General features: G+C 57.7%; 16 protein-coding genes. 9 read left to right on the forward strand and 7 right to left on the reverse strand.

Annotated features, from left to right (window positions below; genetic code table 11):
- Positions 1-154: 154 nt before the first annotated feature.
- The 3 genes from ABVF61_RS16945 to ABVF61_RS16955 form a co-directional block, all read right to left on the reverse strand.
- Positions 155-1060 (reverse strand): alpha/beta fold hydrolase, encoded by a 906-nt coding sequence (locus tag ABVF61_RS16945; protein WP_353994712.1) that lies wholly within the window; start codon positions 1058-1060, stop codon positions 155-157.
- A 117-nt stretch (positions 1061-1177) separates the two neighbouring features.
- Complete coding sequence (purD, locus tag ABVF61_RS16950; protein WP_353994713.1) at positions 1178-2461, reverse strand: phosphoribosylamine--glycine ligase; 1284 nt, start codon at positions 2459-2461, stop codon at positions 1178-1180.
- A 178-nt stretch (positions 2462-2639) separates the two neighbouring features.
- A complete protein-coding gene (locus ABVF61_RS16955) occupies positions 2640-3524 on the reverse strand; it encodes a PEBP family protein (protein ID WP_353994714.1) in 885 nt (294 codons plus the stop codon).
- Between the two features lie 156 nt (positions 3525-3680).
- On the opposite strand from ABVF61_RS16955, the gene ubiA reads away from it, so the two are divergent.
- Positions 3681-4628: a 4-hydroxybenzoate octaprenyltransferase gene (ubiA, locus tag ABVF61_RS16960; protein ID WP_353994715.1), complete on the forward strand. Its 948-nt coding sequence runs from the start codon at positions 3681-3683 to the stop codon at positions 4626-4628.
- A 50-nt stretch (positions 4629-4678) separates the two neighbouring features.
- On the opposite strand, the gene ABVF61_RS16965 is transcribed toward ubiA, so the two are convergent.
- Complete coding sequence (locus tag ABVF61_RS16965) at positions 4679-5269, reverse strand: DUF6101 family protein (RefSeq protein ID WP_353994716.1); 591 nt, start codon at positions 5267-5269, stop codon at positions 4679-4681.
- 309 nt (positions 5270-5578) lie between these two features.
- Between ABVF61_RS16965 and ABVF61_RS16970 the strand changes: the two genes are divergently transcribed.
- Genes ABVF61_RS16970 through lpxK form a run of 6 tightly spaced genes read left to right on the forward strand, consistent with a single transcriptional unit; the run spans position 5579 to position 11046 of the window.
- Complete coding sequence (locus tag ABVF61_RS16970) at positions 5579-6922, forward strand: TldD/PmbA family protein (RefSeq protein ID WP_353994717.1); 1344 nt, start codon at positions 5579-5581, stop codon at positions 6920-6922.
- Positions 6909-7727, forward strand: coding sequence for a 3'(2'),5'-bisphosphate nucleotidase CysQ (locus ABVF61_RS16975; protein WP_353994718.1), 819 nt, complete (start codon positions 6909-6911; stop codon positions 7725-7727). Before ABVF61_RS16970 ends, ABVF61_RS16975 begins: the two co-directional genes overlap by 14 nt.
- Positions 7728-7764: 37 nt before the next feature.
- Complete coding sequence (locus ABVF61_RS16980) at positions 7765-8004, forward strand: DUF4170 domain-containing protein (protein ID WP_353994719.1); 240 nt, start codon at positions 7765-7767, stop codon at positions 8002-8004.
- A 25-nt stretch (positions 8005-8029) separates the two neighbouring features.
- Positions 8030-8728 carry a lysophospholipid acyltransferase family protein gene (locus ABVF61_RS16985; protein WP_353994720.1) on the forward strand — a complete coding sequence of 233 codons (699 nt, stop codon included), beginning with the start codon at positions 8030-8032 and terminating at the stop codon, positions 8726-8728.
- Positions 8721-10040 carry a 3-deoxy-D-manno-octulosonic acid transferase gene (locus ABVF61_RS16990; RefSeq protein WP_353994721.1) on the forward strand — a complete coding sequence of 440 codons (1320 nt, stop codon included), beginning with the start codon at positions 8721-8723 and terminating at the stop codon, positions 10038-10040. Before ABVF61_RS16985 ends, ABVF61_RS16990 begins: the two co-directional genes overlap by 8 nt.
- Complete coding sequence (gene lpxK / locus ABVF61_RS16995) at positions 10027-11046, forward strand: tetraacyldisaccharide 4'-kinase (protein WP_353994722.1); 1020 nt, start codon at positions 10027-10029, stop codon at positions 11044-11046. Before ABVF61_RS16990 ends, lpxK begins: the two co-directional genes overlap by 14 nt.
- Before the next feature lie 7 nt (positions 11047-11053).
- Here lpxK and ABVF61_RS17000 read toward each other — a convergent pair whose 3' ends face one another.
- The 3 genes from ABVF61_RS17000 to ABVF61_RS17010 form a co-directional block, all read right to left on the reverse strand.
- Complete coding sequence (locus ABVF61_RS17000) at positions 11054-11266, reverse strand: DUF2093 domain-containing protein (protein ID WP_299480429.1); 213 nt, start codon at positions 11264-11266, stop codon at positions 11054-11056.
- A 98-nt stretch (positions 11267-11364) separates the two neighbouring features.
- Entirely contained in the window at positions 11365-11592 is a 228-nt protein-coding gene (locus ABVF61_RS17005) for a hypothetical protein (RefSeq protein WP_353994723.1), read from the reverse strand.
- On the reverse strand, positions 11589-11816 hold the full coding sequence (locus ABVF61_RS17010) for a hypothetical protein (protein ID WP_353994724.1): 228 nt from the start codon (positions 11814-11816) through the stop codon (positions 11589-11591). Before ABVF61_RS17010 ends, ABVF61_RS17005 begins: the two co-directional genes overlap by 4 nt.
- A 280-nt stretch (positions 11817-12096) precedes the next feature.
- On the opposite strand from ABVF61_RS17010, the gene tldD reads away from it, so the two are divergent.
- Both tldD and ABVF61_RS17020 read left to right on the forward strand, forming a co-directional pair.
- Positions 12097-13521 carry a metalloprotease TldD gene (gene tldD, locus ABVF61_RS17015; RefSeq protein ID WP_353994725.1) on the forward strand — a complete coding sequence of 475 codons (1425 nt, stop codon included), beginning with the start codon at positions 12097-12099 and terminating at the stop codon, positions 13519-13521.
- Between the two features lie 22 nt (positions 13522-13543).
- The gene (locus ABVF61_RS17020) at positions 13544-14158 is read left to right on the forward strand and encodes an HAD family hydrolase (protein ID WP_353994726.1); all 615 of its coding nucleotides are present in this window, start codon (positions 13544-13546) and stop codon (positions 14156-14158) included.
- Positions 14159-14277: the final 119 nt, after the last annotated feature.

The raw sequence follows: 14277 nt of genomic DNA on the forward strand, positions 1-14277 counted from the left end.
AATAAAATAGTTAAATTGCATTGAATGAATTTCTTAAGAGGCATTAAGCGAAAATTCGCCTTTTGAGAGAAGAAATACAATTTTTGAGGGTAATTGACGTGTATATTTGCGAATCTGGAACAAGACTTTTGCGTTTTATTTAAATAAAAACGTATCAGTCGCTGAAAAAGACACGCAGTGCTGCTGCCGTTTCCTTGGGAGCTTCTTCAGGGAGAAAGTGGCCGCAGGGAAGGGAGCGCCCTTGCACATGAGGGCACCAGGTACGCCAGACCGCCAAGGGGTCATCGACACTCATTGCGATGCCTTTGTTACCCCAAAGTGCGAGCAATTCGCTGCGGATCGTGTTGCCGTTATCCTGATCCGCGCGGTCATGCTCATAGTCGATTGTTGCGCCGGCTCTGTAGTCTTCGCAGCAGGCCGAGATCCGATCCGGTTCGCAGAACCAGCGCCTGGTGTGATCGAGCGCACCCTGGGTGAAACAGTCGAGGTTCTTGTTGGCGGTCCAGCTCGCCAATGTATGCTCAAGATAGCGGACTGGCGCAGCTGCAATCATCTTCTCCGGAAACGGAAAGGGCTGCGCGAGGAACATCCAGTGATAAACCTTGAGCCCGAAGGCGCGGTCGAGACGATCCCAATAGTCTGATGTGGGAAGGATATCGAGCACGGCCAGTCTCGGCACACTTTCAGGGTGGTCAAGCGCGAGCCTGTAAGCAACCCGTCCGCCTCGGTCATGACCAGCCACAAAGAAATGCTCATAACCAAGTGTGCGCATCAATTCACGCATGCCGGATGCCATGACGCGTTTCGAATAGGCTTCGTGAGTGGCGGAAACGGCGGGCACGGATGACATGCCGTATCCAGGCAGATCAGGCATGACAAGCGTGAAATGCTCGGCAAGCTCGGGCGCTATTTCGTGCCAGATCACGTGGGACTGAGGGTAGCCGTGCAGGAGCAGCAGCGGTGGGCCGGACCCACCGATCCGGCAGAAAAGGCCCGTCTGGTTTGCCTGTACGACCCGCGTTTCGAATCCGGGGAAAAGATCCGGTAAATCTGACTTCAAACCATTCTCCCGCACAAAATCCGGAACACACCCTAGCTTTGCTGCAAGCGGAGGGCAAAGCGCCAATGCCTCCCGGCCGAAACGATCCGGTCAGGCCGCCCGGTCGGCTTGGATTTCTTACGCCTCAGGCTCTGTTTCCCGCTCGATAGCGCGCCAGCCGATATCGCTCCGGCAAAAACCTTCCGGCCAGTCTATCTGCTCGATGGCTTCATAGGCGCGGGTCTTGGCCGCTCCTACGGTGTTTCCCAAAGCGGTTACGTTCAGCACCCGGCCACCAACCGCCAGCAACCGGTTTCCTTCGCGTTTCGTGCCCGCATGAAAGACTTCGACCATGTCAGAAGCGGCGTTGTCCAAACCGCGGATTTCAGTGCCTTTTTTGTAGGAGGCCGGATAACCGTTGGAGGCCATGACCACTGTCAGGGCGCTGTCCGTATGCCACTCAGCCTGCTGGTCGGACAAGGTTCCGTCAACGCTGGCCACAAGGAGATCCAACAGATCGCTTTTCAGGCGCATTACCAGCACCTGGCACTCCGGATCGCCGAAACGGGTATTGTATTCAATGAGTTTCGGGCCTGCGGACGTGATCATAAGGCCGGCATAAAGGACGCCTTTGAATGGTGTTCCGCGGTCCGCGAGTGTCTTGATGGTTGGTTGAATGATTTCGTCCATCACCCGTGAAATCAGGTCCGGCGTCATCACCGGTGCCGGAGAATAGGCCCCCATGCCACCTGTGTTGGGACCAGTGTCGCCGTCATGCACCCGCTTGTGGTCCTGTGCTGTCGCAAGCGGCAGGGCGTTGATGCCGTCAGAAAGCACAAAGAAGCTTGCCTCTTCGCCTTCAAGAAACTCCTCAATCACGACTTCTGCGCCCGCATCGCCGAATGAACCGTCGAAACAGGCCGTGACTGCGTCTTCTGCCTCTGGCCGGGTCATGGCGACAACGACGCCTTTCCCGGCGGCAAGGCCATCAGCCTTGACCACAATGGGAGCGCCTTTGGCTTTAATGTAGGCGAGGGCGTCGTCCGGATTTGAGAAACGCCCGTATCCGGCTGTCGGGATATTGGCTTCGTCGCAAACGCCCTTTGTAAACGCTTTGGAGCCTTCCAGTTGCGCGGCAGCTTTGCTCGGTCCAAATGCCTTGACACCAGCTCGCTCCAGATCGTCAACCAGCCCGGCGACCAGCGGCGCTTCCGGACCCACCACGACAAGATCGATCTGCTCGGTGCGGCAAAACGCGATCACAGCGTCATGATCGTCAACATCCAGTGCCACGAGCTTAGCCACCTCGGCAATGCCCGCATTACCGGGCGCTACAAACAGCTTCGTGAGTTTGGAAGATTTTGCCAGAGCCCACGCAAGAGCGTGTTCACGCCCGCCGGAGCCTATAAGCAGGATATTCATAAGTCGCAGGTCTCTTTGATACGCTCGTTCAAGCTGGCCCTGAGCGGGCCAGCGCCTTCACGCGGGGTCTATCACGCCCCCCCGGTTGCTGCAATCAGATGCGCGTTGGGTCTCGCTGCCATCAGTCAGGACCAACGACCTCACCTGATCCAGGGATATCGAGGAAACTGCTTTGATTTCAGTTCCCTACGATCGCGCGGCAGTAAAGAACGTTGTCTTTTTCAAGATCAGCGCCCCAGATGAGCCTGGCGGATGGGTCCCACTCGATCCGGTCGTAACCGTCCTTTGGTCTGACGTCCGACTCGCTGTGGACAACAGCTGCAGGCCACGAACTGTCATAAAACCCGGGCTGCATCCAATCGCCTGGCACCGAAGTGACTGGTTCTGAACAATTGGGAAGAGAAATGTCAGGATTATCTTCGCGTTCGCAGGACCTGTCCGCGGGTGCGGACTGGACGACCTGACAGCGCCAGTCCGCACTGCTTGCAGCCAAGAGAGCTCCGCTTTCAAGGTCCCGGAACTGAAAGATTGCACCGCCGTCGCCCATTTGTTGACGCCTGGAGCCGATGTATTCCAGGCCGGTTGCGTTTTCCATGAAATCGCGGAACTCGAACGCGATAGTCATTGGCAGATCCGCCTTGAACTCAAACCGCTCTGCATTGAAGGACCGTTCTGTCGTGATCGGCACACTGTCTTCAGTCAACTCCCTGCCATTGATGTAGAGCTTGAACCAGTTATCGGCCCAGACTTCCCCACGGATCTTTTTCGCGCCTGTCGTGGCCAGCGTGGTCTCGTTGAGATCCCGGCCTCCGGGCCGGGGCGGCGGAGGGCCATCTTCCGGCCTTGGCGGCCGGGTGCCGTCCGCAGAGCGCGGTGGTTGTGGTCCGGAACCGGGACGCGGAGGTGGCGGGTTCCCGTCGCCGGGTCGGGGGGGCGGCGAAGCGTCGCCTGGACGCGGTGGCGGCGGAGGAGGATCCTGTGCAATGGAAACGGTCGGTGCGCCCGCGAGAACCAGAGCGGTTGCGAGCAAGGCAAAACCCAAATGTCTGGGTGGAAAAACCACGATGTACTCCGTCCTGATAGATTGCGCTCAAAAGCGGCAAAGGAAGTCGTGCACTGCCCCTGAACCTATAACCCACGACGACGACACTATGGCCACTTGCCGGGTGTAATCCATCGCCAATATCTGTAGAAGGTCCGAATTCGAAGAGGGTGCACAATGTTTTTTTCCACCAAGGACACCGGACCGGTCGCTGATGCGGTCAAGCGGCATTGGGTCGACACGAAATTGCCTGCTGCCTTGCGTCCCTATGCGAGGCTTGCAAGGTGGGAGCGGCCGATTGGCTGGTGGCTGCTCCTGTGGCCTTGCTGGTGGTCTGCAGCACTCGCTGCCATTGCTGCCGGAAACAGCTTTCCGAACATTTGGCATCTTTTCCTGTTTTTCGCCGGTGCTGTTGCGATGCGCGGTGCCGGATGCACCTACAACGACATTGTCGATGTGAACATTGACGCCCAGGTTGAACGAACCCGGTCAAGACCCATTCCGGCCGGGCAGGTCAGCCGGACGCAGGCCAAGGTTTTTCTGGTGGTGCAGGCGCTGATCGGGCTGTTGGTGCTCCTCCAGTTCAACACTTTCTCGATCGTTTTGGGGATCGTTTCACTCGTGCCGGTGGCGATTTATCCGTTCATGAAACGCATTACGAACTGGCCGCAAATGTTCCTGGGGTTCGCGTTCTCCTGGGGTGCATTCATGGGCTGGGCGGCAGAATTCGGATCTCTGTCACTTGCGCCGGTACTCCTGTATATTGGCGGAATCTGCTGGACCATAGGATACGACACGATTTACGCCCATCAGGACAAAGAGGATGATGCGCTTGTTGGGGTGAAATCGACAGCGCGGCTGTTCGGCACCAGGACGAAACCGGCCCTGATGGCTCTGTACGGGCTTGCCACGTTGTTTTTCGCTTCGGCGGCGGTTCTTGCCGACGCGGGGCCTGCAGCTTTTGCCGGAATTCTGGCCGGGGTGGTTCACCTGGGATGGCAAATAGTTGTTCTGGATATCGACGACGGCGACCAGTGCCTGAAGCTCTTCCGCTCCAACGGCACTTACGGCTGGATCCTGTTCGCAGGGTTCGTTGCCGACGCTCTTATCGGCGCCGGTCTTTGAGACTGCGGCTTCAACGCGGCCATCTCCGGATGATTCACGTAATCGAAGCTTCAGGTACGCGCAATGATTTCGCGTTCATGCGCGAAATTTTCGGGCGAACGGTGAGTTCGGCCCGGTGCCCTCTTGTTGAGGAAACGCGGACGGCGACCCGTCAGAAGGCGCAACTTGCGGCGTGGGGCAGGCCCGGCAGCCGGTGTGGCGCTGAACGCCTCGATCGGCTTGACTTCGCCACCGAGGTCACAGACGAGCATGGGAAGTTTGAAAGTCTCTGCCCACCGGCTCCACAAAACGGCGAGTTCGTCTGAGGTCTCGGTCTCCGCAAGCGTAATCGATAGCGCGCTGTCCGGGTGTTTCAGGATCAGTGCTGCCGAGATATTGCCAGGTGTCGATCCTGGAACGATCCGAACCATGACACCGTCAAATGCACATGACGGCACCACCACCCGGACCGGCACGCCGGCAACACGGCGATTGATGATGACCCTGTTCTGATCAAGAAAGATTTCCGCGGGAAGCGATGGCGTTCCCGGCCGGGATTCGAGTCTTTGTTCAAATCGGACCGGTAGACAGCCGGGGTGCAGTATTGTGTCTGCATTATGCCCGGCTGCCTTTGGCACCTGTATTTCTGTTTGACGTCTCAAATGACTCTCCGTCGGACCTTTTGGTCTCTTGATGCACCCAAAGCTAGCGCACAAAGGTCGTGAACCACTTAAGAGACAGAGTTAAAAAACTCTGATTTCAAAGAGGGTTACCGGAGTGTAAGCACGTCGCAAACGGACTGTTTATGCCTGTGGTTAAAATGAGGCGCGGCGGAAATCGGAAGCTGTTTCAAAGGGTTTCGGGATCACATACAGTTGCTATTTACGGCAAATTGTTGCGCCGCCCCGAAGCTGGGCGTAAACACAATCCCGAGTGGGGCGCAAATTAACAAACCCGTTAAGGCGGATTGAATGTCAGAAGTTATTGATCAAAGCGAATTGCAGTCTCGCGCCGTCCGCCTCGTTGAGGCCGCCCAAAAGGCCGGGGCCGATGCCTGTGACGCCGTTGCAGTGACCGGCGTGTCACTTTCGGTGGACGTCAGAGAAGGCAAGGTTGAGGAAACCGAGCGGGCGGAAGGCGACGACGTCACCTTGCGCGTTTTTGTCGGCAGGCGCACCGCGGCCGTCTCCGCCAATCAGCTGGACGATCCGCAAACACTCGCTGAACGCGCCATCGCCATGGCCAGGGTGGCACCGGAGGATCCTTTTGCGGGTCTGGCCGATCAGGACCTGCTTGTGAAGCAATTGCCCGATCTGGAGCTTCTCGACAGCCGCGAAATGACGGCGGAGACATTGACGCACATTGCGCTGGAAGCCGAGGAGGCAGGCCTGGCCGTCAGCGGCGTGAGCAAATCCGGTGGCGCGGGAGCATCCTGGCGGCTGGCTGGGGTTGTTCTGGCCACAAGCCACGGGTTCCAAGGCGCTTATATGTCCTCCCGGCACGGCATCGCCATGACGGCGGTTGCCGGAGAGGGCACGTCGATGGAGCGGGACTACGATTTCGACAGCAGAACGTTCTTTGAAGATCTCGATGCTCCGGCGGAGATCGGCAAAAGAGCGGGCGAGCGGGCCGTTCGGCGGCTGAACCCGCAGAAACTGTCAACACGAACGACCGATGTGATCTACGAGGCGCGCGCAGCCAGGAGCATCCTTGGCCATCTGACCGGGGCAATCAACGGCGCGTCGATTGCCCGGAAAACAAGTTTTCTCAAGGACAAGATGGGTGACGCAATTTTTGCGCCCGGAATTCAGGTCGTCGATGACCCCTTCAAACGCCGCGGTGCCGCAACCAGACCGTTTGACGGCGAGGGCACGGCAGCGTCGGTCTTGAATGTCATTGAAGACGGCGTGCTGCAGCATTGGTTTCTGGATGGCGCGTCCGCGCGTGAACTGGGGCTTAGCCCCAACGGCCGTGCGCATCGCAGTGGCAGCGGAACGTCCCCGGGTGCCACCAATGTAACCTTGATGCCGGGTGAGAAGTCGCTGGAAGAGCTGATGTCTGATGCCGGAAGCGGCTTGCTGGTTTCCGACTTGATCGGCCATGGCGTCAATGGTGTGACAGGAGATTATTCGCGCGGTGCAGCGGGTTTCTGGTTCGAAAACGGCAAAATCGTCGAGCCTGTGAGCGAGATAACAATCGCGGGCAATCTCAATGACATGTTCAAGCGTCTCGTCGCTGGAAGCGACCTCGACAACCGGTATTCTGCGGCAACGCCGTCTGTCATGATCGAAGGGATGGCGCTTGCCGGAAGCTGACCAGAGCATACGCGACAAGGACTTTCAGGCGGATCTTGAATTACTGGAAACGGCGGCCCGCCAGGCTGGTGAACTTGCCTTGGGTTTTTTCGGTCAGGGGCTTGAGACCTGGTACAAGGGCAAGGGCAACGAGTCGCCGGTATCGGAAGCAGACATCGCTGTCGACCGGTTTCTTGCCGACAAACTGACTTCTGCCCGTCCCGGGTATGGCTGGCTGTCCGAGGAAACTGCGGATGACAAGGCGCGCCTCTCCCGCAGTCGTGTTTTCATCGTCGACCCGATTGACGGCACACGGGCATTTCTGGCCGGCGGTGATGAATGGACAATCTCGCTTGCCGTTGTCGAAAACGGACGACCGGTCGCAGGCAGCGTTTTTTGTCCCTGCCGGAATGAGATGTTCTTGGCGCGCACAGGTGGCGGCGCATGGCTGAACGGCTCTGAGATCAAGGTGTCTGAAAGAAAAGAGGTTGTCGGCGCGACTTTGACCGGAACGCATTCGATTGTCTCAAACACGGACGTGGTTGCCGCAGGATTTGAGAAAGCGGAAATCCTCAGATCCCTGGCCTACCGGATTGTGATGGTAGCTGCCGGCCGCATCGATGTCGGCGCAGCGCGTGGCGGGCCAAGCGACTGGGATCTTGCTGCAGCGGATCTTCTGGTCGAAGAAGCAGGCGGTCGCGTGATGGACCTTTCCGGAAAGGCATTGACCTATAATCGTGTGCGGACAGGTCACCCGGCATTGATCGCAGCATCAACCACGCTTATAGGACCAGTGTGCGCGGTGCTTAAGGACATAATCCGATAGCAGCGGTATTGCCCGGATCAACTAAGCGAGGATGCTTATGAGCGAGACTGACGCTCCCAAACAGCTGTTGCACCTGGTTTTCGGTGGTGAACTGGAAACACCGGAAGGGCTGACGTTTCGGGATCTGGACGAGCTCGATATCGTTGGCATCTATCCGAACTACGCGGAAGCCTACACCGCCTGGAAGGCGAAGGCGCAGGCGACCGTGGACAACGCGCATATGCGATACTTTATCGTTCACATGCACCGACTGCTGGATCCGGAAACGGCAACATAGACACGTAAACGCGGCGATAACAAAAATGATCAAACGCCTTGGCCGCCAACCCTGGGTTCTTTCGGCGGTGGGTTCCGCCCTCGCGGGTTACCTGAAGCTGGTCTACCATACGAACAGGTTTGTCGTTGCGCCTGAAGGTGTCCACGACGAAACAGAGAAGCAACTGCCCGTAATCGTCGCGATGTGGCACGGTCAGCATTTTATGGTTCCCTTTGCAAAGCCAAGACACTGGCCCGCCAAGGTCATGATATCCAGATCCGCAGACGGCGAGGTCAATGCCATTGCGGCGAGCAAGTTCGGTCTCGGCCTGATCAGGGCCTCCGGCGGCAAAAATGCGCGCCAGATCAAGAAGCGTGGCGGAATGCGTGGCTTCATAGAAGCTGTCAGGGCCCTCAAAGACGGGTACAGCATTGCCATGACCGCCGATGTCCCCAAAGGGCCGGCGCGTATTGCAGGCGAAGGCATCGTGCAGTTGGCGAAACACTCTGGACGCCCGATACTGCCTGTTGCGGTCGCCACAAGCCGAAGCATCGAGCTAAACAGCTGGGACAAGGCAAGTGTGAACCTTCCCTTTGGAAAAGGCAGCATTGCGGTCGGCGACTTGATCTGGGTCCCGGGCGACACAGAGGATGAGGCGCTCGAGAGTTATCGGAAGCAGGTCGAAGACGGTTTGAATGCGGCGACCACGCATGCCTACCAACTTGTCGGCAGGGCGAATGGCTGAGCAAAGACCCGTCCTGCTCAGTCTTTATCGTGCGGCCGCACAGGCACTGTCGCCGCTGTTTCATGTGCTCTTCTGGTCGAGAAGCCGATCTGGGAAGGAAATTCCGGAACGCAAACAGGAGCGTTTTGGCAGATCGTCGATTGCCCGTCCAAACGGAAACCTGGTCTGGATTCATGCGGCAAGCGTCGGCGAGACAACGTCTGCGCTGGCGCTTATCGAAACACTGACCGCTGAGGGGTACACGGTGTTGCTAACCACGGTGACCGTGACCGCTTCCGAGTTGGCCGCAAAACGCCTCCCCGACGGCGCGATACACCAGTTTGTGCCCTATGATGCCCCGGCTCCCCTGAAGCGGTTCTTGGATCACTGGTCCCCGGACCTCGCGATGGTGGTTGAATCGGAAATCTGGCCCTGTTTGTTCGATGAATTGCGATGCCGCAAGGTGCCCTTTGTCTTGCTGAATGGCCGACTGTCCGACGGGTCGCTCAGGAACTGGTTGCGTGTTCCCCAAACATCGAGGTTTGTCTTTGACTGTCTCGATTTGGTCCTCGCCCAAAGCCAGGCAGACGCGGCACGGTTCAGGAAACTGGGATGCACAAATGTGCAGGTGCCAGGCAACTTGAAATTCGATGCGTCCGAATTGACGGTAGATGAAGCAACACTCTTGCAGCTCAAAACCCAGATCGGTGAGCGCACAATCTGGCTGGCGGCCCTGACGCATCCCGGCGAAGATGAAATCGTTTTTGACGCGTTTTCCAGTTTGCTGCGCGAAACGCCTGATCTGCTTCTGGTCCTTGTTCCCAGGCACCCTGTGCGGGCGGAGGAAATCAAGACGGAAGCCGAGGCGCGCGATTTTTCCGTTGTGACGCGCAGCTCCGGAGATACAGTCACATCCGATACTCAAGTGTTTCTCGGCGATACGCTCGGTGAAATGGGGCTCTACTACCGCCTGGCGCCCGTAACGTTTCTGGGGGGCTCATTCACTGACGTCGGCGGCCATAATCCCGTTGAAGCCGCGCTGGCTGGGTCTGCTCTGGCAACAGGACCAAAAGTCGCAAATGCACGCGCCGTTTACAAGGATTTCTGGAGTGGTGGCGCAGCTGTCAGGGTGAGCGAGCCCTCAATGCTTGCCGAACAGATTGGCTTGCTTCTGATGGATACCGGCCGTGCGCGAACCCAGGCCGAAACCGCACGTTCGCTGGTCGAGGCCGGGCGGGGCGCGCTGGGTAAGTCACTCGATTTGCTGCGTCCGTATCTTGCAAAAGAGAAATTGCGTCGGCCTTCGGAGGCTTACAGTGATGAAGGCTCCTGAATTCTGGTGGCAGTCTTCGGGCTCAATCCTTTCGTTTTTGCTGGCGCCGGCCGGATGGATTTACGGTCTTGTGTCCGGCCGCAGAATGCTCTCCAAGCCCAAGGCCAAAAGCCGTCTGCCCGTGATCTGCATTGGGAATTTTGTCGTCGGCGGCACCGGGAAGACACCCTTTGCGATCGAACTTGCGCACCTGTTGCGCGAGGAGGGGCACAAGCCCGCTTTTTTGCTGCGCGGATACGGCGGACGGGAAAAAGGTCCGCTACTGGTTGATCCGGAGCGGCATGGCAGCAGTGATGTCGGTGATGAGGCTTTGCTTCTGGCGGAGCATGGCCCGACGATCGTTTCTTCCGACAGGGCTGCGGGAGCACGGCGCGCGGAAAACGAACCGGTTGATATTCTTCTCATGGACGACGGTTTTCAGAACCCTTCACTGGCAAAGGATTTGAGCGTTGTTCTGGTGGATTGTGCGACCGGTTTCGGCAACGGGTTCTGCATTCCCGCCGGTCCGTTAAGAGCTCCCGCACACCAGCAGATCGTCAGGACCGACTGTCTTGTCCTCGTTGGCGACGGTGAAGCGGCAAACGAGGCGGTCCACCTTGCTGGCCGCAAAGGCCTGCCGATTTTGCATGCGCACCTTCGTGCAAGGGCCAATAGCAACCTGGAAGGCGTGGATCTCTATGCGTTTGCAGGCATCGGCCGTCCGCAGAAGTTTTTCGCCTCGTTGAAGGAGCTTGGCTACAGGGTCAAGAAAACGCGTGCTTTTTCCGACCATCATCACTACACCGAAGCCGATGTCAGCAGTTTAATGACCAATGCTGAAAGGGACGGCCTCCAACTGGTGACCACTTCCAAGGACATGGTTCGACTGACGACCTTGAACGGCGAGCTCTTCAGATGGGCATCAGCCAAGGCCGAAGTTCTTGATGTTGCAATGGAAATAGACGCGCCTGAGCGCCTCATCGCGCTGATCAGGGAGAAGCTTCGTGCAAAGGCATTCGTGAACTAGGCGGGTTTCAGCGCGTTTCCAGATAGCGTTTCATCGATGCTTTGGCATCGACATAAGCTTCCTGGTGCTCCACTGACCAGTATTTGAGTTCATCCAGTGGAATGGCTGCACCGGTCACCGCGCACCGGACAAACGTTCCGGGCGTTTCAACCTGGTAGTCGCCATCCAGGTAACGGACACGGGCTTCGCTCGGTATGCGCGGATTTTCGTAACGGTTCATTGTCGCCGGTATACTGTCTGTTGCACTGGTTCTCGCGGTCTTTTACGGTAAATCATACCTCCCCGGCAAGTCGTCAGACGAATAAACAACAAGACAACTTAGAACGCAGGCGCGGTGCGGCGGTCTTTGCCAATGAGATACCTGCAGCGCGACATCACGACAACGGTCTCCGGCAATGTCTGCTTCACACGGAAAATTTCCGCGTCCCTGTCCTGGCGGCAGGTTTCAACGTCAGTCCAGCGCTTCGAATTCACCGACATGTCCTTGCAGATCAAAAGGTCCGGCTGGCAGGCAACAAGGTGCATTGCAACAAGAACGGCTTTCATTTGGCGGCTTCTCTCTGATCGCCGCGGGACGACGGCAGCTTGCCAAACTGCACAGGAACGACGTTTGCATTGTTCTTCTCACTGTCGGCAGGCGGTCCGGACACCGAACCGCTTTTCGCCAAAGCCTCGCGAAGCAGTGGATGAAGTCCGTCACCGCGCTGTGCGGCAAGCTCATGAAACGAATTGATGCTGCCTGAGGCAGGCGCGCCTTTTGATCCTGACATGCGCATACACTCCCTTCACGCTGTCACGCGTGACGGTTCGGTTGAATTTTTTGGATGTTGGCTTGGCCTTGGAACGGGCGCGGCTGCTGAGCACACCTTTCCGGTAGAGAAGATAAGTTGAGTTTTAAACTCAACTAAAAAGTCTCTCAAGTGGATTTTTGGGCTTTTGAAGTGAAAAAATGACGCAAGGCACCTATGTTCTTTAGCGACAATCAGTTCGCCGTCCGAAACGGGACGCATAAGAACGTCTTTTTTTCGAAGACGAAGACAGGATACAGAAATGACCCTTTCGACAACGGATCTCATCGAAACGTCCGGCCTTGGTCTCGACGCTGCCAAACGCATTACCCAGGACGCACTGTCGGGTGCCGATGATGGTGAGCTTTTTGTCGAATACCGGCAAACGGAAGGCCTCGTTTTTGACAACGGGAGGCTCAAGGGAGCCAATTATGACACCGCACAAGGGTTCGGCCTCAGAGCCGTGGCCGGTGAAGCAGCCGGGTATGCCCATGCCGGTGACATTTCGGAACAGGCCCTCAAGCGGGCGGCGGAAGCCGTGAGCGCGGTCAAGAAGGGCTATTCAGGAACCTATGCCGCAGCGCCCGTGCGCACGAACCAGTCGCTTTACACCGATGCCAACCCGCTCGGTGGTCCGAGTTTTGAGGAGAAGGTCAAGCTTCTCCAAGAGATCGACGCCTATGCCAGGGCAAAAGACCCGCGCGTCAGACAGGTCACGGCCTCTGTCGCAGGGTCCTGGCAGGTGGTGGAAATCCTGCGCGCCGACGGACACCTGGTACGCGATGTCCGCCCGATGGTGCGCCTGTCCATTTCGGTCGTTGCCGGAAACGATGAGCGCCAGGAAAGCGGTTCTTTCGGCTGTGGCGGCCGGGAAGGGTTCGAAAGGTTCATCACCACCGAAAACTGGCAGGGTGGCGTCGACGAGGCCTTGCGCCAGGCGTTGGTGAACCTCGAAGCCGTCCCCGCACCTGCTGGTTCCTTCGATGTTGTCCTCGGCCCGGGCTGGCCGGGAATCCTCCTTCATGAAGCCGTCGGTCATGGTTTGGAGGGTGATTTCAACCGCAAGAAAACTTCCGCCTTTGCCGGTCTTATGGGAGAACGGGTGGCCTCTCCGGGTGTAACGATCGTCGATGATGGCACGATTCCGGACAGGCGCGGATCGCTCAGCGTTGACGACGAGGGTACCCCAGCAAGTCGGACCGTTCTGATCGAAGACGGAATTTTGAAAGGGTACATGCAGGACAGACAGAACGCCCGATTGATGGGCATGGAGCCGACCGGTAACGGTCGTCGGCAATCTTTCGCGCATATCCCGATGCCGCGCATGACCAATACCGTGATGATGGCTGGCGACAAGGACCCGGAGGAAATCCTGAGTTCCGTCAAGGATGGCATCTATGCCGTTGCCTTCGGCGGCGGGCAGGTCGACATCACATCCGGGAAATTCGTGTTTTCCTGCACGGAGGCCTACCGTGTTGAAAACGGCAAGGTTGGGGCACCTGTAAAAGGGGCAATGCTGATCGGCAACGGCCCAGATGCACTGACCCGCGTTTCGATGATCGGTAATGACATGAAGCTCGATCCGGGCATGGGGACCTGTGGCAAGCAGGGGCAGGGCGTTCCTGTCGGTGTTGGCCAGCCGTCCATGCGTATCAACGAAATGACGATTGGCGGAACAGCGGTCTGACAAGTTTTCGGTGGAGTGGAAAATGCCTGACATCAGGTTTGTCGTCTTCGACATGGATCAGGTGCTTTATGACTACGATCACCAAACCCGTTTGAAGCTCCTGGAAGAGCTTACCGGCCGTGCCGCGGCAGAGATCGACAAGGCCGTGTGGGGCGGACCGCATGAGACTGCTGCGGAGGCCGGTTCTCCCGACACGGCGGAAGGCTATCTCGCGCAATATGCCGACCTGCTCGGGTATCCGATTGATTTCGAAACCTGGGCGGATATCCGGCGCAGGATGATGCGGGCAAGACCGGACGTGCTTGATCTCGTTCGCCGTCTGAAGCCGGGCGCTGATCTCGCTCTCTTGACCAACAACGGCATGATGCTCAAGGCAGCTCTACCATTGTGTGCGCCAGAAGTCGTCGAGATTTTCGGCGAAAAAGCGCACGTTTCCGCAGAATTCAAGGCGCGAAAGCCAGATCCGGCCGTCTATCTGCGCCTGTGTGAAAAATACGGTTACGCACCAGGGGAAAGCGCGTTTGTCGACGACAATCCCGCAAACGTTGCCGGCGCGGAAAAAGCCGGAATGACGGGGCACGTCTACTCGGCCGTCGACGCACTCCTCAGTTTCTTAAGGCAACATCGTCTGGTTTGACTTCAGGTTTGTTCCAGAAAACGGGACTGCACGAAAGAATGGGAAAAGGGCCGCTTGGGCCAATTTGAAACCTGTGAGCGCGCGAAAATTGGCCGTCTCGACCAAGGTAATGGCGATGG

The organism is Roseibium sp. HPY-6, from assembly GCF_040530035.1.
GTDB lineage: Bacteria > Pseudomonadota > Alphaproteobacteria > Rhizobiales > Stappiaceae > Roseibium.

What these genes read in the sequence shown, in the direction of transcription:
- purD (WP_353994713.1), bottom strand. Translation starts at nt 2,461, where the DNA reads ATGAATATCCTGCTTATAGGCTCCGGCGGGCGTGAACACGCTCTTGCG.
- ubiA (WP_353994715.1), top strand. Translation starts at nt 3,681, where the DNA reads ATGTTTTTTTCCACCAAGGACACCGGACCGGTCGCTGATGCGGTCAAG.
- ABVF61_RS16970 (WP_353994717.1), top strand. Translation starts at nt 5,579, where the DNA reads ATGTCAGAAGTTATTGATCAAAGCGAATTGCAGTCTCGCGCCGTCCGC.
- ABVF61_RS16980 (WP_353994719.1), top strand. Translation starts at nt 7,765, where the DNA reads ATGAGCGAGACTGACGCTCCCAAACAGCTGTTGCACCTGGTTTTCGGT.
- ABVF61_RS16985 (WP_353994720.1), top strand. Translation starts at nt 8,030, where the DNA reads ATGATCAAACGCCTTGGCCGCCAACCCTGGGTTCTTTCGGCGGTGGGT.
- ABVF61_RS16990 (WP_353994721.1), top strand. Translation starts at nt 8,721, where the DNA reads ATGGCTGAGCAAAGACCCGTCCTGCTCAGTCTTTATCGTGCGGCCGCA.
- lpxK (WP_353994722.1), top strand. Translation starts at nt 10,027, where the DNA reads ATGAAGGCTCCTGAATTCTGGTGGCAGTCTTCGGGCTCAATCCTTTCG.
- ABVF61_RS17000 (WP_299480429.1), bottom strand. Translation starts at nt 11,266, where the DNA reads ATGAACCGTTACGAAAATCCGCGCATACCGAGCGAAGCCCGTGTCCGT.
- ABVF61_RS17005 (WP_353994723.1), bottom strand. Translation starts at nt 11,592, where the DNA reads ATGAAAGCCGTTCTTGTTGCAATGCACCTTGTTGCCTGCCAGCCGGAC.
- ABVF61_RS17010 (WP_353994724.1), bottom strand. Translation starts at nt 11,816, where the DNA reads ATGTCAGGATCAAAAGGCGCGCCTGCCTCAGGCAGCATCAATTCGTTT.
- tldD (WP_353994725.1), top strand. Translation starts at nt 12,097, where the DNA reads ATGACCCTTTCGACAACGGATCTCATCGAAACGTCCGGCCTTGGTCTC.
- ABVF61_RS17020 (WP_353994726.1), top strand. Translation starts at nt 13,544, where the DNA reads ATGCCTGACATCAGGTTTGTCGTCTTCGACATGGATCAGGTGCTTTAT.